General features: G+C 34.3%; 18 protein-coding genes, 2 tRNA genes, 1 other RNA gene and 1 pseudogene. 10 read left to right on the plus strand and 12 right to left on the minus strand.

Annotated features, from left to right (window positions below):
• The first annotated feature begins 65 nt into the window (after positions 1-65).
• The 3 genes and pseudogenes from CCAND38_RS01685 (at position 66) to CCAND38_RS01695 (ending at position 2,246) form a co-directional block, all read left to right on the plus strand.
• Positions 66-674 (plus strand): master DNA invertase Mpi family serine-type recombinase, encoded by a 609-nt coding sequence (locus tag CCAND38_RS01685; protein WP_156129746.1) that lies wholly within the window; start codon positions 66-68, stop codon positions 672-674.
• A pseudogene (locus CCAND38_RS01690) lies at positions 662-1,099 on the plus strand (recombinase family protein); the annotation flags it as partial. The gene CCAND38_RS01685 and the pseudogene CCAND38_RS01690, both read left to right, overlap by 13 nt.
• A gap of 406 nt (positions 1,100-1,505) precedes the next feature.
• A complete protein-coding gene (locus CCAND38_RS01695; protein WP_052458075.1) occupies positions 1,506-2,246 on the plus strand; it encodes a Rossmann-fold NAD(P)-binding domain-containing protein in 741 nt (246 codons plus the stop codon).
• 196 nt (positions 2,247-2,442) lie between these two features.
• Here the strand turns inward: CCAND38_RS01695 and CCAND38_RS01700 are convergent, their stop codons facing one another.
• From CCAND38_RS01700 to hemL, 11 genes are all read right to left on the minus strand, one after another.
• A complete protein-coding gene (locus CCAND38_RS01700; protein WP_042343343.1) occupies positions 2,443-2,715 on the minus strand; it encodes an HU family DNA-binding protein in 273 nt (90 codons plus the stop codon).
• Between the two features lie 128 nt (positions 2,716-2,843).
• Entirely contained in the window at positions 2,844-4,055 is a 1,212-nt protein-coding gene (locus CCAND38_RS01705) for a carbohydrate binding domain-containing protein (protein ID WP_052458077.1), read from the minus strand.
• Positions 4,056-4,141: 86 nt separating this feature from the next.
• Positions 4,142-4,399 (minus strand): 30S ribosomal protein S20, encoded by a 258-nt coding sequence (gene rpsT / locus CCAND38_RS01710; protein WP_042009424.1) that lies wholly within the window; start codon positions 4,397-4,399, stop codon positions 4,142-4,144.
• Between the two features lie 58 nt (positions 4,400-4,457).
• Positions 4,458-4,529: transfer RNA gene (locus CCAND38_RS01715), tRNA-Glu, on the minus strand.
• Positions 4,530-4,558: 29 nt separating this feature from the next.
• A tRNA-Glu gene (locus tag CCAND38_RS01720) sits at positions 4,559-4,630 on the minus strand.
• Between the two features lie 649 nt (positions 4,631-5,279).
• The gene (gene pckA / locus CCAND38_RS01725) at positions 5,280-6,860 is read right to left on the minus strand and encodes a phosphoenolpyruvate carboxykinase (ATP) (protein ID WP_042343344.1); all 1,581 of its coding nucleotides are present in this window, start codon (positions 6,858-6,860) and stop codon (positions 5,280-5,282) included.
• A gap of 253 nt (positions 6,861-7,113) precedes the next feature.
• Positions 7,114-7,245, minus strand: coding sequence for a FeoB-associated Cys-rich membrane protein (locus tag CCAND38_RS12215; protein WP_095894299.1), 132 nt, complete (start codon positions 7,243-7,245; stop codon positions 7,114-7,116).
• 3 nt (positions 7,246-7,248) lie between these two features.
• Positions 7,249-8,520, minus strand: a complete 1,272-nt coding sequence (locus CCAND38_RS01730; RefSeq protein WP_042343345.1) for an acetyl-CoA hydrolase/transferase family protein — start codon at positions 8,518-8,520, stop codon at positions 7,249-7,251.
• A gap of 60 nt (positions 8,521-8,580) precedes the next feature.
• Positions 8,581-9,723: an AAA family ATPase gene (locus CCAND38_RS01735; protein WP_042343346.1), complete on the minus strand. Its 1,143-nt coding sequence runs from the start codon at positions 9,721-9,723 to the stop codon at positions 8,581-8,583.
• 14 nt (positions 9,724-9,737) lie between these two features.
• The gene (locus CCAND38_RS01740; protein WP_042343347.1) at positions 9,738-10,409 is read right to left on the minus strand and encodes an HAD family hydrolase; all 672 of its coding nucleotides are present in this window, start codon (positions 10,407-10,409) and stop codon (positions 9,738-9,740) included.
• Positions 10,410-10,423: 14 nt separating this feature from the next.
• Positions 10,424-11,719: a glutamate-1-semialdehyde 2,1-aminomutase gene (hemL, locus tag CCAND38_RS01745; RefSeq protein WP_042343348.1), complete on the minus strand. Its 1,296-nt coding sequence runs from the start codon at positions 11,717-11,719 to the stop codon at positions 10,424-10,426.
• A gap of 176 nt (positions 11,720-11,895) precedes the next feature.
• Between hemL and CCAND38_RS01750 the strand changes: the two genes are divergently transcribed.
• From CCAND38_RS01750 to CCAND38_RS01775, 7 genes are all read left to right on the plus strand, one after another.
• Positions 11,896-12,351 (plus strand): type I restriction enzyme HsdR N-terminal domain-containing protein, encoded by a 456-nt coding sequence (locus CCAND38_RS01750; RefSeq protein ID WP_042343349.1) that lies wholly within the window; start codon positions 11,896-11,898, stop codon positions 12,349-12,351.
• Between the two features lie 151 nt (positions 12,352-12,502).
• Positions 12,503-12,904, plus strand: a transfer-messenger RNA (tmRNA) gene (gene ssrA, locus CCAND38_RS11425).
• A 272-nt stretch (positions 12,905-13,176) separates the two neighbouring features.
• Positions 13,177-14,124 carry a YbbR-like domain-containing protein gene (locus tag CCAND38_RS01755; protein WP_042343352.1) on the plus strand — a complete coding sequence of 316 codons (948 nt, stop codon included), beginning with the start codon at positions 13,177-13,179 and terminating at the stop codon, positions 14,122-14,124.
• Complete coding sequence (gene coaE, locus CCAND38_RS01760) at positions 14,121-14,717, plus strand: dephospho-CoA kinase (RefSeq protein WP_042343354.1); 597 nt, start codon at positions 14,121-14,123, stop codon at positions 14,715-14,717. Before CCAND38_RS01755 ends, coaE begins: the two co-directional genes overlap by 4 nt.
• A 68-nt stretch (positions 14,718-14,785) precedes the next feature.
• Positions 14,786-16,366, plus strand: coding sequence for a sensor histidine kinase (locus CCAND38_RS01765; protein WP_042009412.1), 1,581 nt, complete (start codon positions 14,786-14,788; stop codon positions 16,364-16,366).
• A 77-nt stretch (positions 16,367-16,443) separates the two neighbouring features.
• Complete coding sequence (locus tag CCAND38_RS01770; protein WP_231549989.1) at positions 16,444-17,202, plus strand: response regulator transcription factor; 759 nt, start codon at positions 16,444-16,446, stop codon at positions 17,200-17,202.
• A 102-nt stretch (positions 17,203-17,304) separates the two neighbouring features.
• Complete coding sequence (locus tag CCAND38_RS01775; protein WP_042343355.1) at positions 17,305-18,192, plus strand: DMT family transporter; 888 nt, start codon at positions 17,305-17,307, stop codon at positions 18,190-18,192.
• Positions 18,193-18,619: 427 nt separating this feature from the next.
• Here CCAND38_RS01775 and guaB read toward each other — a convergent pair.
• A partial coding sequence (gene guaB / locus CCAND38_RS01780) for an IMP dehydrogenase (protein WP_042343356.1) occupies positions 18,620-19,425 on the minus strand: 806 nt, incomplete at its 5' end.

Below are 19,425 nucleotides of genomic sequence, written 5' to 3' on the forward strand. Positions count from 1 at the left end.
TGTTTTAAGAAACCCGACACTATATGTGTACAATTTTTAGTATAATAATGCAAAAAAATAAATTTATGGTGTATGGCTATATTCGGGTAAGTACCGACAGACAAACAGTAGAAAATCAGAGGTTTGAAATTGAGAAATTTTGTGAAAAAGAAAAAATAAATGTAGATGCTTGGATAGAAGAAACCATTAGTGGTACAAAGGATATTGACAAAAGAAAGTTGGGAGAATTATTGGATAAATTGGAAAAAGATGATATTTTAATTTGCTCAGAACTTTCTCGTTTAGGACGTAATTTATTAATGATAATGTCTATCCTTAATGAGTGTATGAAAAAAGAAATACAAGTTTGGACAATAAAAGATAATTATCGTTTGGGAAGTGATATTTCTTCAAAAGTATTAGCATTTGCATTTAGTTTATCAGCTGAAATTGAACGGAATTTGATTTCGCAGAGAACTAAAGAAGCATTAGCACGAAAGAAAGCAGAAGGCATCCATATTGGTCGCCCCAAAGGTGCTTTATCTAAAAAAGTTAAACTATCAGGTAAAGAAGAAATCATAAAAAACTATCAGAAAAATGGAAAATCACAAGTATATATCAGCAAAAAATTAGGCGTAGCAAGAGGCACTCTAATTAATTTTTTAAAGAGGAAAAATTTACCCTCAAACGAATGAAAAAAGGCGATATTCTTATTTGTTCAGAGTTATCACGTTTAGGGCGTAATCTATTGATGATTATGGGAATACTCAATGAATGTATGAACCGAGATATCCAAGTCTGGACAATTAAAGATAATTACAGATTAGGGAGTGATATTAATTCTAAAGTCTTGGCATTTGCTTTTGGTCTTTCGGCTGAAATAGAGCGAAATCTTATCTCTCAAAGAACCAAAGAGGCATTGGCACGTAAAAAAGCCGAAGGGGTAATTCTCGGTAGACCCAAAGGTAGAAAATCCTCTAAAACTAAACTCACAGGGCAAGAAAAACAAATCAAAGAACTTTTAGATAAAAAGGTTTCCTACTCCGCCATCGGTAGGATTTTGGGTGTCCATCGGCTTACGGTAAGTAGTTTTGTAAGGGAAAGAATTTTTGCAGGTTAAACGGTAGTGAAATTCGTAAAAATATAAATTTAGATAAACCATAGATATGTGTTGTTAGATAGTTGAGAATAAAAAATAAGTATAAAGCACACTGTTCTGCCGCAAATATTTACTAAACTTACGACAGAATTTTATTCAAAAATAAATAAAAAGTATTTATAATAAAATGCTTGAAAAAATAAAAAAAAATGGCTATACTAAAATTTTTGTGAAGATTATTAAATCTGTATTTTTTGATTTTTAAAAATTTGTGTTCATTCTGTACATTTGTGGTCAAATTCAAACCACAAATACACACAAATTTTCACAAATATGCTTTCAATAAACTAAAATCACTAAAATTATAAGGACTATTTTTTTGAAAGGTCATCACAAAAATTTTACTAATGCCAAAAAAATAAAAATTATGAATGTAGGAATCATAGGTTGTGGTTGGTTAGGGGAGCGGTTGTTGAGTCACTTGTCAGACAAGCATCGTATGTATGTGACAATCAGGACGAAAAGAAATCTATCTACAGACAACTATTACCATTGTTTAGAAGTCGATTTTGATAATTTTATTCCAGGCAAGTGGCAAGTTTTGTCCGATTTAGATAGTATTATCATAGCAATACCTTTTGGACGTAGATTATCTGTCGAAATATTGCAAAATCGACTTAAAAATATTTGCAATTTTATTGAAGGATTCAATAAACAGCTGTTTTTTACAAGTTCTGTGGGGATATATCCATCAGTCAATGGAACTATTGATGAGAATTTCCCAATTCCAGACTTGCAACCCGAATTATATTTTGTAGAGAAGTATCTGAAAGATAAATTTCCAAAGATAAATATTCTTCGTTTAGGAGGATTGATGGGGGATGATAGATATTTAAGTAAATATGTCGTTTCGGAACCTCATCAAAAGGTAAATCACATTCACTATCAGGATGTTTGCCGAGTTATTGAGCGAATAATGACATTTGGGTTGCATTCCAAAACATACAATATTGTAGCTCCCAAACATCCTACAAAACAAGAAATTATCAATCATCAAACAGGCATTCACTTACCACTTGAATCCGCTTATGGTAAGATAGTTACTTCTGAAAAAGTCATTCGAGAATTGGATTACGATTTTTTATATCCAAATCCACTGTATTTTTGACCAAAGGATAGTCAGTGTACCTATTGTGACTGTAGAATGAGCTTTGTAGGACTTATTTCTATAAACTTTACACGCTGAGGCGATTATGATAGCTCTAAAGTATTTTTTGTTTTATTATTTTAGTACAGTCTTATATCTAAACAAAAAGGATTTCCAAAATTTAGAAATCCTTTTTGTTTTGTGCATAAAACTTTATTTAGTTTACCGCATCAGAAAGTTCAGAACCTGCTTTAAATTTTACTACATTTTTAGCAGCAACCTTAATCATCTCCCCAGTTCTTGGATTTCTCGCTTCTCTTGCTTCCTTTTTAGCAATCGACCAAGAACCAAAACCTACGATAGCCACTTTATCTCCTTTTTTTAAGGATTTTTCTACATTTGAGAAAAAAGACTCTAAAGCTTTTTTAGCAGCCGCTTTTGTGATGTCCGCATCAGCAGCGATTACATCAATTAATTCTGTTTTGTTCATAAGTATCTTTTTTTATATACAGTTAACAGCACAAAGGTAATAATATATTTAACGTAAACAATGTTTCAGACTCAAAAACCGTAATTTTATGTGAAGTTTAACAATTTTATTCCTATTTTCCGCTAAAATCATTCTTTTATTGGTGTAAAATGCTCAAATCTTAATGAATCTTTCATTGGGAATAAAGATTGCATTGTGTCAATTTGAGAATGAATATACTTCATTTGGTCATCTAAATCACTCTCATAGATACTATTGATTCGTGTAATAAGTCCGTTAAACGTATTTTTAATTTTATCAATATGCTGATTGATTGCAGTTTCTTCAAAATCAGAATTGTTTTTTACATTATCAGCCAGTTCCTTGATCTGAGTTTGAAATAACCTAAATCTTGATTTGATGGCAAGAGAATTGATCGGTTCAGGGAATTTATCTTCAGCCAAAAGTTGGTTTAGCTCCTCATCTAATTGCGTTAACCACAAATACAATGAAAAATAAGAGCTTTTTACATTTGTTTGTTGATTTAGGATTTTGTCAGAAAATTGATGTATTTTTGAAAAATATTCAGGAGGAACTTGCAAGGTAGGTCTGTAAAAAATGATATTCTCTCCTTTTTTAGCATCTTCATTGAAAAGAATTTGTATGCTGTACGTAGCTCCTTGTTCAGGGGTAAATTGTAACTGTAATTCTTTCCAATCATCCGATAAGTTTAGTTTTCGTCCTGCTTTGTTGTGAGTTTCTGTATTAAGCTCAAAATTAGATTTTTGTAATTCCTTTTGCTCATCTAAAAAAAGTAATGCTATTTCACTTTGGTTTATTCCTTTTACAAAGACAGAGAGAGTATATGGTACATTTTTAACCAAAAACATATCCCATTGAACAAAAGAAAACTCACTTTCACTATCTTTTTCAAAACGATAAATAGTATCTATGGTATTATTTTCCAAGCTTCGCCAATCCCGTTCCACAAAAGCGTTTTTTAAAATTACATTTGTATTTTTCGGATAAAGTCGCTGATAAATCCGCAGTGAATCAGGTGTTGTTGAAACTAAATTCTCGGTATTTTTAATTTTTGTAGGAGCCATACTAACGATAACTTGTATCAGAGACTGAAATGACTGCCAATTTTGCAGGTCATGAGTAGATTTCGGAGAAATATCAGTTACACGAAATTCTTCAAAATTAACTGTTTTCACTTGATATTCTTTCGGAAGTTGCTCTTTTTCAGTGCTATTATCACATGAGATTAAAAGAACAAATCCTATAGCATATATTTTGATTCCTTTCAAAAATAAGGATTTCAAAGTAGTCTTTGCAAAGGTAAATGAGAATATTTTCATAATCTTGTAAAATATAAAAGAAAACACCAAAGCCAGACTTATGGATATAAGCCTGGCTTTTAGTGATAAATCTAAAACCTAAATGACTATTTAGCTAACTTATTAATATGTTTTGATAAGCTACTTTTCAAATTAGAAGCTTTGTTAGCGTGAATGATATTTTTCTTAGCTAACTTATCAATCATAGAAACAACTTTAGGAAGAGCTTCTTTTGCTTCTTCAAGATTCTCCATTGCGCGCAACTTTCTAACCGCATTACGAGCTGTTTTGTGTTGGTAACGATTGCGTAATCGAGCTGCTTCATTTCTTCTGATTCTTTTTAATGCTGATTTATGGTTTGCCATATTATAATTTTCTTAATTAGTTGTTATATGATATAACTTTTTTAACCATCATATTTTGTAGCCCGTAGGGGAATCGAACCCCTGTTACCAGGATGAAAACCTGGCGTCCTAACCCCTAGACGAACGGGCCAATAAATTATAAGTATTTCTAAGAATAAGTAGCCCGTAGGGGAATCGAACCCCTGTTACCAGGATGAAAACCTGGCGTCCTAACCCCTAGACGAACGGGCCAATATTTTTTGCAGGTGAACTTATTTCTTCATTGCGGTTGCAAAGGTACAACAATTTTTTAATCCTGCAATATTTTTGAAAGAAAAAAAATATTTTTTTTGTATTTTTTTTATAGTTTATTTTTAAGGTGTTTATAATCAGTGTTTTATTAAACTGCTAAATTTATTTTATAATCTATTTTTTTAGTTCTATTATTTCCTTTCTCCGAAAAAATGAAGTTGTGATTTATTAAAGGATGGGGGAGGAGGTCAAAACTATTGTTTTTCAAGCAAACATTTTATTTTTTTTTGAAAATAGTAAATTATTCTTTTCTTAGTTAGAAACCTTTTGTAGAAGTAAATAAAAATACAGGGAGAAGAATATGTTTTTAACTCAAAGTGCTTAGTAATGAATTAATTTTACTTGTCTCAAAGTTAAAACAAATATTTACAGTTATTTTACCCCTAGAACGATTGACTTTGGGATTTGTGCTAAGTGATAAAAACAGAGTCTTGATATTGCTGAAAATGATGTAAAAGAGAGAAACTTAGAAATCGGTTGAATGTAGATTTCAGTGAGGTTTCAGATGCTATTTTAACTTCCAAAAGTGTCTAATCAAAAAAGGCTACTTTCAAAAGTAGCCTTTTGGATTTTATTATTTTTTAAATAATTACAATTTTGGAGCTCCCTTAAGTACTTGTGCATCAGCTCCTTCTTCAAATCCTTTATCTTTGAAATTTTGTAAAAATGCTTCCGCTAATTCTTTTGATTTAGCAGCGAATTGAGCTTTATCGTCCCAAGTATTTTCAGGATTCAAGATAGCTTGGTCAGAAACACCTTCGCAAGATTGTGGCACTCCAAATCCGAAAATTGGTAACTCTTTGTACTCAACTTTGTCCAAAGCTCCTGTAAGGGCAGCAGTAATCAAAGCACGAGTATCTTTCAAGCTGCAACGTTTCATTTTTCCGTTGTAACCTGTATTTACTAACCATACGTTTACGCCTGATTTCTCGATTTTTTCAGCCAACATTTTTCCATATTCAGCTGGGTGAAGAGGCATAAATGCTGCTCCGAAACAAGCTGAGAATGTTTTTTGCGGTGTGGTAATTCCTACCTCTGTTCCTGCAACTTTTGAAGTATATCCTGAAACGAACTGATAAGCAGCTTGTTCTGGAGTCAATTTAGAGATTGGAGGCAATACTCCGTAAGCATCAAAAGTTAAGAAGAAGATATTTTTAGGATTTTTACCTATTGAACCAGGTTGAATATTAGCTATGTGGTGAATTGGATACGAAACACGTGTATTTTCAGTGATTGAAGTATCTGCAAAGTCAACCTCTCCGTTATGCATAATCACGTTTTCAAGGATAGCTCCTTTTTTGATAGCTGCGAAAATTTCAGGCTCTTTTTCAGGTGTCAAATCAACTACTTTTGCGTAGCAACCACCTTCAAAATTAAATACTGTGTTTTCAGGTGTCCATCCGTGCTCATCATCTCCGATTAGGTGACGGTTAGGGTCAGCTGAAAGCGTTGTTTTACCAGTTCCTGAAAGTCCGAAGAAAATCGCTGTATCGCCATCTTTACCAACGTTTGCAGAACAGTGCATTGGCATTGTGTTTTTGAATACAGGAAGTACGAAGTTAAGTGCAGAGAAAATACCTTTTTTCATTTCTCCTGGATATCCTGTTCCACCGATTAAAGCGATTTTTCTGGTGAAGTTCAAAATAGCAAAGTTTGATTGACGAGTTCCGTCAACAGCTGGGTCAGCCAAGAATCCTGGTGCGTTGATTACCAACCACTCTTCTTTGAAGTTTTCTACTTCGCTGTCTTCCAAACGAAGGAACATATTGTAAACGAATTGTGCACTCCAAGGAAGTTCAGCAATAGTACGAACATTTGTACGATAGTTAGGGTCAGCACAAACGTATCCATCGTGAACGAACAATTCTTTTCCAGAAAGATATGCCATTACTTTATCATAAAGAGCATCAAATTTTGCTGAATCGAAAGGAATATTTACTTTTCCCCACCATACGCGGTCTTTTGTAATGTCGTCTTTTACGATGAAACGGTCTTGTGGAGAACGTCCTGTAAACTTCCCTGTTTTGATAGATAAAGCTCCAGAGTTAGCTTCTTCAGCTACACCTTTTGCGATAGCTTCTTTGTGCAACTCGTCAGCTGAAAGTTGGTAGCGCACGTTTGCATTTTTAATTCCGTAATTTTCAACAGAGATTGTGTTTGGTTTACTCATAACTCTTGAATTTTGTAAAATTGTTTATAATTAATTTCTTTATGTTTACATTACGATTTTTATGTCCTTTTTTCGGAAGGTAAAGGTACTAATTTTTTTTGAAATATAAAATGAATTTGATATTTTTTTTAAAAGAAAAATACGAATTTCGTATTTTTTTACTTAAAACGTTTGAAACTATCTGAAATACTGATACATATGTTTTCATATTTTTCATTCCAATTACCCTAATAGTAATCACTTTTTCTTTAAATTATCCGCATTTGCAATTAGTCTCATCGTTTCCGCAACCTTTTTTTCTTTTTTTCTTATAGAAAAAAGTACGTATCAAGAAAAAAACGGCTATTATAACTAATGTATAAGCGATAATTTGTTGAATGTCCATTTTCTATTTTTTAAATACTTCAAAATATTGTCTTTCCAAAGTTTCTCTATGGTCGGGGTGGGCGATGTTTATCATTGCTTTAATTCGCTCGTGAATATTTTTTCCAAATAGATGAGCTACTCCATATTCTGTAACTACGTATTGTACATGCGAACGTGTGGTGACTACTCCAGCACCTTGCTTCAAAAATGGAGTGATGCGACTAACTCCTTTTTTGGTCATTGAAGGCAAAGCTATTATTGATTTTCCTCCTTCGCTGAGTGATGCTCCTCGTACAAAATCAATTTGTCCTCCGACACCAGAGTAAAGTCTTGTACCAATGGAATCGGCACACACTTGTCCTGTTAAATCCACTTCAATAGCAGAATTTATGGAAATCATTTTGGGTTGCTGACGAATCACTGCAGGATTGTTGGTGTAGGAAGCTTCTAACAATTCTACAGAAGGGTTGTCATTGACAAAATCATAAAAATCTCGTGAACCCATCATAAACGAAGCTACTACTTTGCCTCGTTCCGATTTCTTTTTTGAACCATCTACCACACCTTGTTTGATGAGGTTGAGCATTCCCTCAGTAAGTAGTTCTGTATGGACTCCCAAATTTTTCAGATGTCCCATTTTTGACAATACTGCGTTGGGGATGTTCCCTATACCTAATTGGAGTGTACTTCCATTCTCAATTAAGTCGATAATATGATTTCCTATCTGATCCTCAATTTCGTCGGGTGTGGTTGGCGACACTGCAAAAATTGGTTCGTCGTGTTGCACTAAATAATCAATATTGTCAATGTGTACAAAGGCATCTCCAAAAACACGAGGCATCCATTTATTAACTTGAGCAACAACTCGCTTAGCGTTTCGCATAGCAGCTTTACAAGCCTCTACGGAAACTCCAATGGAACAATGTCCGTGTATATCGGGAGGTGAAACTTGAATTAAGGCTACGTCTACAGGAATGTGTTTTCGGTCAAATAACAAGGGTAAATCACTCAAAAAAACAGGTGTGTAAGAACCATTACCTGCTTCGAGCGTGTGGCGTACGTTCTTTGATAAAAAGAAAGAGTTTACAAAGAAACTATCCTTATATTTTGGGTCTGCATACGGAGCATCGCCCTCCACATGGATATGTCCAATGGTTACATTTCTCAGTTCGGAAGCCCGTTGTACTAAGGCATCGACCAGTCGATTTGGAACGGCGGCTCCTCCTTGAATATAAATAAAATCATTACTTTTAACGATTTTCAAAGCCTCTTCAGCGGTTGTGTATTTAGTCATATACTTATATGGTGTTATTTTCTTTCAAAGGTACAAATTTTTATGAAAAATACAAGTTTTTTATTTGGCAAAACCTATTTTAGTGGGGTTCGAGTCTTCTTTTAATTCTTTCACATCAATATTAGTCAATTCGGCTAAGGAGTATGGTCTATTTACTTTGATATTTTTATCATTAGATTCTAAATATTTGTTACACTTTTCAACCGATAATTCCTTAAATTTATATTCAGCAATAAGTCTCCCTTTTCGCAAAAGAGCAGGATCTATTTTTGAAATATCGGAATTAAACGTGCCAATCAATTGACACTCCAGCACATCGGACAATATGCCATCAGCGATGTTCAAAATTGACGAAACAACGTCCGTATTGCTATTGAATGTGGTTCGTTCAGCGATGTAGTTCTCACAATCCTCTAATACCAACACCGAATTGTTATTCTCCATTAGTAAACCTATGAATGAAGGGTCAGTGAGTTTTCCTATCATTGTGGTAGGTACGAAGATAAACTTCTTATTTGGAATTTGACTTGTTAACCATTTGATATAATTGGTTTTGCCTGATCCTGCAATGCCGTGGAATAGTATAATGCCTTTGTTCTCATTGGTTAAACTATTTTTTACACGATGATGTACCTCCATAAAATCATCGTTGTACATAGTTTCAAAATCAATGCGATATGGTTTTATGATGTGGGTTCTGATTTCAAAACCAAATTTGGTCATCAAAAGTATCGAAACTTTTGATTCCTTTGAAATATGTTTTTCAATATATTCAGAAAAAAGAGTATCTAAATTTTGCTTTGCCTTTGGATTTGTATTTTGGTAATAAACATGGCTTACTTTGAACAATCCCTCTTCAAAAATTTGGTTGTCATATTCATTTGATAAGTTTTTATCAATCAATATAAAAGCCTCTAAATCAGGGTGAAAATAACACTGTTCCGATTCAAAAAGTTCATTTTGTTTGGAAGCGTACTCCACCGTGTAGTAGTCTGTACATTTTTGAAAATGCTTCAATTTTTCACGATGAATGACCAAATCTTCATCCGCAAGATAAATCGATACCATCAAACTGTTGAGCAAGGTTCGAAATGGATTGTTAAACGATAGTATGTTGTGTTTATCAAAAAGTTCGATACGTTCGTCACTATCCAATTGTAGGATTTTTATAGGTCGATAATATTTGGATTCTGTTATTTTCATATACTACATAGATTCTATTTACGGTAAATACTACTTATTTTTGTAATAAAATCATCCGTAAAGTCACTCATTTTTTCGATGATAATGTCCGACTTTGAAAGGTCTTGTACTCCCGAATTAGGATTTTTAAAACCAATACAATGCATTCCTGCACTTTTGGCAGCTTGAACACCGTTTTTGCTATCTTCCAATACCCAAAAATATTGAGCATCAATGTTATATGCTTCAGCTACTTTCAAAAATATATCAGGAAAAGGTTTGCTGTATTGTACATCGTCCCCACTCATTATTACATCAAAAAAATGTGCTATCTCAACTTTTTTTATGAAATAATCAATTAGTTTTCGTGATGAGGAGGATGCTAAGGAAAGTAAAAAACCTCGGTCTTTTAGTTTTTGTAGAACATATTTAACTCCTTCAATTTCATTGACTTCGATTTGTTCAAACCGTTTATAGAAGTACTCACGGTGAAAAGTTAACAATTCATTTGCCGATTCAGTACGTTTCGCATCTTGTTTTACCTTTTCCCACATGGGAACAGCAGACATTCCTGTTAAGTCTCTTTCGATATATTCTTTTGAAAAAGGAATGTCTAATTGTTCAAAAACTTCGTAAATAATTTGTTGGTGCATGGGTTCGCTATCCACCAAAACACCATCCATGTCAAAAATAAAATGTTTTGTCATTAGTGAAAAATAAACTAATCCAATTTTTTGTTAATTACCAACTTGTTCAGAGCTTCGATGGTAACATCTAAATCTTCATAGCTCAGAGCGTCGTTAAGGAAATAACTTTCGAAAGCACTTGGAGGTAGATAAATTCCTTCAGCAAGCATTCCGTGGAAATATTTTTTGAAACGATCAATGTTTCCTTTGGCCGAAGATTCAAAGTCAACAACAGGATTTTCGTTGAAATGTAGTGAAATCATCGAACCAAAGCGATTTATTTGGAAAGGAATGTCGCTTTTGGACATCACTTCTTCAAATCCGCGGTGTAGATATGCGGTTTTTTCTTCCAAACTTTTGAACACCTGTGGATTGTCATTTAATGCTGTAAGCATAGCCAGACCTGCACTCATAGCCAACGGATTCCCACTCAGTGTACCTGCTTGATAGACAAGTCCTTCAGGGGCTAAATGATTCATAATTTCATTCCGAGAAGCAAAAGCACCCACAGGTAGCCCTCCTCCAATAACTTTTCCAAAGGTTACAATATCGGCTTGAATATCAAGCACTTCTTGCGCTCCTCCCTTCGCTAAACGGAAACCTGTCATCACCTCATCGAAAATGAGTAATGCTCCATTTTCCGTACACAGTTTTCGCAAGGCTTCCATAAATCCTGCTTTTGGAGGTACACACCCCATATTTCCTGCAACAGGTTCAATGATTACCCCTGCAATTTCATCTTTATTCGTTTCAAAAAGGGATTTAACCGACTCGATATCATTATATCTTGCCAAAAGCGTATCCTTGGCGGTTCCTTGTGTTACCCCTGGGCTATTTGGGCTTCCAAAGGTTGTAGCCCCGCTTCCTGCTTGGATCAAAAACGAATCCGAATGCCCGTGGTAACAACCTGAGAATTTGATGATTTTTTCACGTTTGGTATATCCTCTCGCCAAGCGAATGGCACTCATACAAGCCTCTGTTCCGCTGTTCACAAAACGAATCTTATCAATGTTAGGCACCATTGAAACGGCTAATTCTGCAATTTGGATTTCGATTTCTGTAGGGATTCCAAATGAAGTTCCTTTTTTAGCTTTTTCGACAACAGCTTCAACCACAGGAGGATAAGCATGTCCTAAAATCAGAGGACCCCACGAAGCTATGTAGTCAATCAATTTACGTCCGTCCTCATCATACAAATAAGCTCCTTTACCTTCTTTAATAAAAATAGGCTCTCCACCCACTGCATTAAACGCCCGAACAGGTGAGTTCACACCACCTGGTAGCACCTTTTTCGCTTGAGCAAAAAGCTCACTACTTCTTTTATATATCATTGTGTTAATATATTGATTTTTAATAGTTTATTGTTCATAGGTTACTACATACGTCATTTCTTTTTCGCGTATTATAGTTTTCCAAACCCAAGCTACAAAGTTACTATTTTTTGAGATTTATAAAAAATATATTTTCATAAAAATGTTATCTATCATAAAAATACTATCTTTGTACAATGGAAAAACTGAATTTTAATGATTATTCATTTCGGATTAAAGAAGTTGATTCTAAGCGTTTTATCTTTGATGAAATCCGTAGAAAATTTGTGGTGTTACAACCCGAAGAGTGGGTGCGTCAACATGTTATTCGCTATCTGATTCAGGAAAAAGGCTATCCCATATCACTTATAAATGTGGAGAAAGAATTAAAAATAAATGATATATCCAAACGCTACGATATAGTTGTTTTTTCAAAAAACGGAGATATTCTTCTTACGGTAGAATGCAAGGCTCCACAAGTTCAGATTACACAAAAGACTTTTGATCAAATAGCACGTTATAATTTGGTTTTAAAGTCTGATTTTCTGATGATTACTAACGGTTTGAATCACTATTTCTGTACGGTGGATTACGTTCAAAAAAAGTATATCTTCCTCAAAGATTTACCAGCATATTCTGAAATAAAAGGATAAATTCAGACCAATTTTCAAATTTAATGGAAATGTCATATGCTACTTCAAATTACAGAGGTAACTTTTTGAGAGTAGATTAAAAAAGTTAAAAATTTTGTTAGAGAGTAAATTTTCAGTACCTTTGCCCCAAGTTCATACAAAGAACCCCAATGGGGTCGATCGGTTTTGACAGTAAGTCGAATTGAAATGTAAGCATACCGAGCTATGAAATTAATGCTCGTTAATCTCTATTTCAAACTTTTAAATGGCGAGAATAACTACGCTCTTGCTGCCTAATCTGAAGTTTAGTAGGATTTCTGGCTAAGTCTCTACAAGGTAGGGAAGCGAGATGTCTCTGAAAAGCCCTTGTTGACGGCGGTTCGTACAGAGGCACCATAAAAGTCAACATTGAATCGGATGATGGTTTCCGCTGAAGATTCGGATTTTAGGGAACTAAGCGTGTTGTGGGCGGTTTTTGGTCAGCAACGCGACGAAAATCAAACAAAAACTAAGTATGTAGAAAGCCTTTGAATTGCTTATTTGGACGAGAGTTCGATTCTCTCCGACTCCACAATAAAAAAGGATAACTATTTGTAAAAAAGGTAGTTGTCCTTTTTTTGTTTACCAATTTGAACAACCGTTGTACAACCAAAAACCAAACATCTATTTTTTGGGCTTTTTTTCAGATGTAAAAAATTAAATTCTGTAAGTTTTACCACAACCCTTATCACCCGAAGAATTATATCCGCTAGTTATCCAATAGAGAAAAAAATCCTTTTTTAATTGCTAATTTAACAAATTATACGTATCTTTGATGTCCATAATATAAAAATAAATTCACTATCAATGGCATCAACAAAAAAGAAAATACAACTCATTTTAGTTGACCGACGAACAGTAACATTCGTCATTTGTTTGTTAGTATCAATAGTTTTGTGGTCTCTAATTCGGTTATCCAAAACCCTACATCGTGAGTTCAGTGTTGATGTGGCAATTACTAATATCCCTGAGGACATGTTTCTGAATACTTCTCAAAAATACAAAATTAAAATACGAGCCGAAGGTAATGGATATGCTTTGTTAAAGTATTATTCTCAGGGACAAGTGCTTAGTGTGGATTTTAATGATTTGGAGTATATCGGAAACAAACGATACAAACTTTCTAAAAATATTTCCAATAAATTGAATGTAATTTCGAAGAACAACTTCAGAATACAAAACACGTACTCCGACACCATATATATAGATTTAGAAAAGAAATACACCAAAAGATTACCCTTGAAAGTTAACTTAAACGCTTCCTATCATCGAGAATATCAGTTGACCGATTTAGAAATAATGCCTGATTCAGTCGAAGTTATGGGATTTAAAACAGCTATAGATACTCTTCAAGAGGTGGTGGTCATTTTGGATGGAAGAAAAGAAGTCAAAGAGTCTTTTGAAGCAGTTCATTTTCTGAAAAAATCAGATTTTTTGCAATACAACACGGATAAAATTACGGTTAAAGCGATGGTGGATAAGGTCAGTGAACAAATTATAAAGCTACCTATACAAGTAACGAATATTCCAGAGGGGAGTCAAGTGAAAACCTTTCCGTCAGAGGTTGATGTGTTATGTTCGGGTGATTTGAATTTATTGAAAAACATCAAGCAAGATGAGATACAAATAATTGCTGATTATCTTGATGTTCAGGATGATAGCAGGATACCATTAACCATACAAACAACATTGAGGCGTGTCAAGATTACGTTTTTAGGCGAAAATAAAGTAGAATATCTGATTAAAAAAATATGATGGTTGTAGGACTAACGGGAGGTATAGGCAGTGGAAAAACTACCATTGCAAGAATGTTTCAAGATTTAGGAATTCCGGTCTATATTTCTGATATTGAGGCACAAAAAATTATTGAAACTGACCCTGTGGTCAAGCGAAGAATTATTGAAGAATTTGGCGAGTTGGCGTATATTGATGGAAAGTACAATCGCAGATATATAGCAGATATTGTGTTTAATGATAAACATAAATTACAAAAGTTAAACAATATTGTACATCCTGCATTAGCGCTACATTTTCAGAGATGGAAAGATATGCAAAAATCTCTATATATTATTAAAGAAGCTGCAATTCTTTTTGAAAGTGGTGCCTATAAGCAATGTGATTATATCATTACGGTAACGGCTCCCGAGCAGGAAAGAATACGCCGAGTGGTTGAAAGAGACCAAGTTACAGAGAAATTGGTGAGGGAGAGAATGCGAAATCAATGGACGGACGAAGAACGTATAAAATTGTCTGATGAAGTGGTCGATAACATAAACATTCAAGTATCTTTGTTAAAAGTCAAAGAAATACATTCTAAATTAATAAAAAAGTTGCGAAATCGTCAATAAACCAAATTTTATAGTTAAATATATGTTAAAAATTAGAGGTGCAGAAAAAAATGTATTAGTTTTGTACAATGAATAAGAGATTGAACATAATAACCGTTGTTTTGATGACCATTTCGCTGATAGGAATCATCCTTATTCAGGGGTATTGGATAAAGTCAGCAATTGATAAACAGCAGGAGGCTTTTTCTCACTCTATTCAACAGGTGCTCAGTTCAGTAACTGCCAGTTTGGAGAGCCAAGAAGTGAATAAATATATAGCTCAAATTATTGAATTACGTGAAAAAGACAGCACGTTAATTTTGAAGGATTCACATTTGAGAGAGTTTATGTATGTTCAGGAGAATAAAAATACCAAAGAAACGTTCATTTACAAACATGGAATTTTACAAGAGGATTATAATCTTCCGACCAATGGGTTTAATGGTATTTCATCCAACGATACGGTTTTATTCAAAAACTACATCAGTCAGCAGACGGAACAGAAAATAACGTATGCTACTGAGCTGGACAATCAGATTGCACCCAGTATTGAAACCTACCAAAAATTGAGTCGATTGCCTCAAATTGAGAAACTGATGTTGGAGGAATCCATAAAAAATATTTCTCAAAAATTATCCGTGGTGGATAGAGTTTCTGCAGAGCAGATTCAAAATGCAGTGCAACAGGAATTAGATAAGCGAAATTTAAATATGGAGTTTGATTTTGCGATCTACAATCGAAATATATTATCCAGCATACGATCCAAATATTTTGATTCGACCAAAGGTCAGGAATATCGAATGCCTCTTTTTAACACAAGCTCAGGGGATTCTCGTTATGAGTTGGCATTGACCTTTCCGCAACGAGAACACTATATGTTTTCATCTGTTATTGTAATTTCTTCATTATCAATGGTTTTTATGATAATCATAATTGGAGTTTTTACCATAACGTTGAATCAAATGTTGACTCATAGGAGAATTTCTCAGATCAAGACGGATTTTATAAACAATATTACGCATGAATTTAAAACTCCCATTGCGACCACCAATTTGGTGTTAGATGCCATAAAAAATCCGATGACTATCAATAATCCTGAGAAAATATTGACCTATATCAATATGCTTCGGGAGGAGAATAAACGAATGCACTCTCAGGTAGAGAATATTTTGCAAATTTCACGGATTGATAAAGGCGAACTTGACCTTTCAAAAGAACCTTTGGATGTACATCTGTTATTGGAAATTGCAATAGGACACGTACAAATGATGTTACACGAGCGTAGCGGAATGATTCGTACTCACTTTGAAGCCGAAAATAGCGATATTTCAGCCAATGAGTCGCATTTTACCAATGTTTTGATTAATATTATCGAAAATGCAATTAAGTATTCACCAAATCCACCTGATATTGATATTTATACTGAAAATATAAAAAATAAGATACTTATAAAAGTTAAAGACCGAGGGCAAGGAATGAGTAAACAAGCTGTGAAGCAGGTTTTTCATAAGTTTTATCGTGAACACACAGGCGATTTGCATAATGTAAAAGGACATGGATTGGGACTTGCTTATGTAAAACGTATTGTTAACCACCATGGTGGAACCGTCTACGTGGAAAGTGAAAAAGGCAAGGGTAGTACTTTTTTTATTAAAATGCCTACAATTTGATTCTTTTCTAACAAATATATAAACTACATAACGAAGAAAGCTAAATTAATCAGTATAACCTTTAAAAATAGAATATTATGACAGATGAAACAGAAAGAGGGTACGACATCAAATCCATGGGAGCAAACAAAAGAATCCTTTTGGTGGAAGATGACCCTAACTTTGGAACAGTGTTGAGAGACTACTTAGTAATGAGTGGTTTTGATGTGTCATTGGCTAAAAATGGTATGGAAGGTTTTGAAAAATTCAGAAAGGAGATGTTTGATCTTTGCATTTTGGATGTTATGATGCCTTATAAAGACGGATTTACCTTAGCCAAAGAAATACGCGAGAAAAACGAGAAAATTCCAATCATATTCTTGACAGCAAGAACGATGCGTGAGGACATCATTAAAGGATACAAAGTTGGAGGTGATGATTATTTGAATAAGCCGTTCGATTCTGAAATTCTGTTGATGAAAATTCGTTCCATGTTACAAAGAAAAGCAGTGGAAACGGTGGCTGATAGCAAGAAATTTGAATTTGAAATTGGCGATTTCTTCTTTAACTCAAAGTTGAGATTCCTCAAATATAAAGATGAAGAACCTGAAAAATTATCACCAAAAGAGAACGAATTGCTTCGTTTGTTAGCGTTACACGAAAATGATTTGATGCCCCGAGAGTTGGCATTGGCTAAAATTTGGAAGGACGACAATTATTTCACCTCAAGAAGTATGGACGTTTATATCGCCAAGTTGAGAAAATATTTGAAAAAAGATGAAAAAGTAGAGGTATTGAACATCCATGGGGAAGGTTTCCGATTATTAACTAATCGTGAGGAAGAATCCTTTATTTAAAAAAATGTAATTGTAATATTTTTATAGGAGCTGTCCAAAAAGTCATTAGCTCAAGGTGTGCTTTTTGGACAGTTTCTTCTTTTTATTTTCATATAAATATTTATGTCATTAAAACTCAAAGGATACATTTTAGCACTTGTTTCAGCGATCACATACGGAATGATTCCACTATACATGATTCCAATAAAACAGAGTACCTTATCGTTGGACGATGCCTTGTTTTATAGGTTTGCTATTGGTGGTGTTTTTATTTTAGGTTTTTTGATATATCGTAAGGAACGATTGCAGGTTAATTTTCGTGAATTATTGATTTTTAAAATCTTAGGTTTGTTATACGCTTTGTCATCCGAGTTTTTATTTGCAGCGTATGACTATCTTACGCCAGGCATAGCTTCAACCATATTTTTCATGTATCCGATTGTGGTAGCATTGATTTTAGGACTATTTTTCAAGGAAAAAATCACATTAGCTACCGTTATTTCCTTGTTGATTGTGGTTTTAGGAGTCGGATTTCTGAGCGTAAAGGACACTGATTCTTTTTCCATTAACTTCTTTGGACTGTTCATCGGTTTGATGGGAGCTGTTATTTATGGAATATATATGGTAGTAGTCAATAAATCAAAGTTAACAGCATCAGGAATTAAAATTACGTTCTATTCGATGTTGTTTTCGAATATTTATTTTTTAGTTAAATCTATGATTATTAATGGTTTTGTAGAGATTCCGACAGTTGATATGGGAATACACTTGACCGCTTTTTCACTCATTACAACAGTGCTTTCAATTTTGACTTTAGTCTATGCGATTTACTATATTGGTTCTACTCCCACAGCCATTATAGGAGCTGTGGAACCGATTGTAGCAGTGGGTATTAGTGTATTTCTTTTTGGAGAATTACTCACAAAAAATTTGATTTTCGGTGTGTTACTTATCATCACTGGAGTGCTTATTAGTATTCTTTTTGAACGAAAAAAAGGAAAAAGTAAATAACTATGCACTTAGATTCAACCCCCAAGTGCAATTTTTTTATGCCACGAATTTATAAAATAAATTCTTAGGTTCTTCAAAATCTAATGTTATTACTCACTTTTTATAGTTTTTAAAGTTAAGGTGTTAGTGATGTGCTTCGCAGTTCTCGGTCTTCGGTTAATTTTATGTTGAGTTTCTTTTATTTTTTTCTTTGCTAATTTCCTCAAAATAAGTACCTTTACGGATTATTGTCGTACAAGTTTGTTGGTGTTTTCACTCAATCCTCGCTCCCAAGAACAATACGGATTGGCAAAATAAAAATCACAACTCAATTTTTGTCCATTATACCTGAATTTACAAAAAAAACAGGAAACCCATAAATAAAAGAGACCGTCTTTCCTGACAGTCTCTTTTTCCTAATTGATAATTTATTTATGCATCACTCCAATTATCTTGAATAATTTGGAGCTTCTTTGGTAATAGTAATGTTATGTGGGTGGCTTTCTGCGATTCCACTTGCTGTAATACGTACAAAACGAGCCGTTTCTTTCAGAGTTTTAATGTCTTTTGCGCCACAATAGCCCATACCTGCGCGTAATCCTCCTATAAATTGGTGCATACTCTCTTGAAGTTCACCTTTGTAAGCTACACGTCCCACAATTCCTTCAGGAACTAATTTTTTGATATCATCTTCCACATCTTGGAAATAACGGTCTTTACTTCCTTGTTTCATAGCTTCGACCGATCCCATACCTCGGTATGATTTGTATTTTCTTCCCTCAAAAATAATGGTTTCCCCAGGAGATTCTTTGGTTCCTGCCAATAGAGAACCTAACATTACACAGTCAGCACCTGCAGCAATCGCTTTGACAATATCGCCTGTGTAACGAATTCCACCATCTGCAATCACTGGTACTCCTGTACCTTTAAGTGCATTAGCAACGTTCATAACTGCTGACAATTGTGGATAGCCTACACCGGCTACCACACGAGTTGTGCAAATAGAGCCAGGCCCAATACCTACCTTCACCGCATCAGCTCCGTTTTCAGCCAGATAAAGAGCAGCTTCAGCCGTAGCAATATTTCCTACAACTACGTCCAATTCGGGGAATTTTTCTTTTACAGCTTTCAAAACAGACACCACACCTCGGGTATGCCCATGAGCCGTGTCGATGATAACTGCGTCTACTCCTGCATAGACCAATGCTTCAGCACGTTCTACGGCATCCGAAGTAACTCCTAATGCGGCAGCCA

The sequence above is a fragment of the Capnocytophaga canis genome (assembly GCF_000827555.1).
Classification (GTDB): Bacteria; Bacteroidota; Bacteroidia; order Flavobacteriales; family Flavobacteriaceae; genus Capnocytophaga; species Capnocytophaga canis.

Bases quoted from the DNA above. Each gene is read 5' to 3' on its own strand.
- CCAND38_RS01740 (WP_042343347.1), bottom strand. From the start codon at position 10,409: ATGACAAAACATTTTATTTTTGACATGGATGGTGTTTTGGTGGATAGC.
- pckA (WP_042343344.1), bottom strand. From the start codon at position 6,860: ATGAGTAAACCAAACACAATCTCTGTTGAAAATTACGGAATTAAAAAT.
- CCAND38_RS01730 (WP_042343345.1), bottom strand. From the start codon at position 8,520: ATGACTAAATACACAACCGCTGAAGAGGCTTTGAAAATCGTTAAAAGT.
- CCAND38_RS01705 (WP_052458077.1), bottom strand. From the start codon at position 4,055: ATGAAAATATTCTCATTTACCTTTGCAAAGACTACTTTGAAATCCTTA.
- CCAND38_RS01765 (WP_042009412.1), top strand. From the start codon at position 14,786: ATGAATAAGAGATTGAACATAATAACCGTTGTTTTGATGACCATTTCG.
- hemL (WP_042343348.1), bottom strand. From the start codon at position 11,719: ATGATATATAAAAGAAGTAGTGAGCTTTTTGCTCAAGCGAAAAAGGTG.
- coaE (WP_042343354.1), top strand. From the start codon at position 14,121: ATGATGGTTGTAGGACTAACGGGAGGTATAGGCAGTGGAAAAACTACC.
- CCAND38_RS01685 (WP_156129746.1), top strand. From the start codon at position 66: ATGGTGTATGGCTATATTCGGGTAAGTACCGACAGACAAACAGTAGAA.
- CCAND38_RS12215 (WP_095894299.1), bottom strand. From the start codon at position 7,245: ATGGACATTCAACAAATTATCGCTTATACATTAGTTATAATAGCCGTT.
- CCAND38_RS01770 (WP_231549989.1), top strand. From the start codon at position 16,444: ATGACAGATGAAACAGAAAGAGGGTACGACATCAAATCCATGGGAGCA.
- CCAND38_RS01755 (WP_042343352.1), top strand. From the start codon at position 13,177: ATGGCATCAACAAAAAAGAAAATACAACTCATTTTAGTTGACCGACGA.
- rpsT (WP_042009424.1), bottom strand. From the start codon at position 4,399: ATGGCAAACCATAAATCAGCATTAAAAAGAATCAGAAGAAATGAAGCA.
- CCAND38_RS01735 (WP_042343346.1), bottom strand. From the start codon at position 9,723: ATGAAAATAACAGAATCCAAATATTATCGACCTATAAAAATCCTACAA.
- CCAND38_RS01775 (WP_042343355.1), top strand. From the start codon at position 17,305: ATGTCATTAAAACTCAAAGGATACATTTTAGCACTTGTTTCAGCGATC.
- CCAND38_RS01750 (WP_042343349.1), top strand. From the start codon at position 11,896: ATGGAAAAACTGAATTTTAATGATTATTCATTTCGGATTAAAGAAGTT.
- CCAND38_RS01695 (WP_052458075.1), top strand. From the start codon at position 1,506: ATGAATGTAGGAATCATAGGTTGTGGTTGGTTAGGGGAGCGGTTGTTG.
- CCAND38_RS01700 (WP_042343343.1), bottom strand. From the start codon at position 2,715: ATGAACAAAACAGAATTAATTGATGTAATCGCTGCTGATGCGGACATC.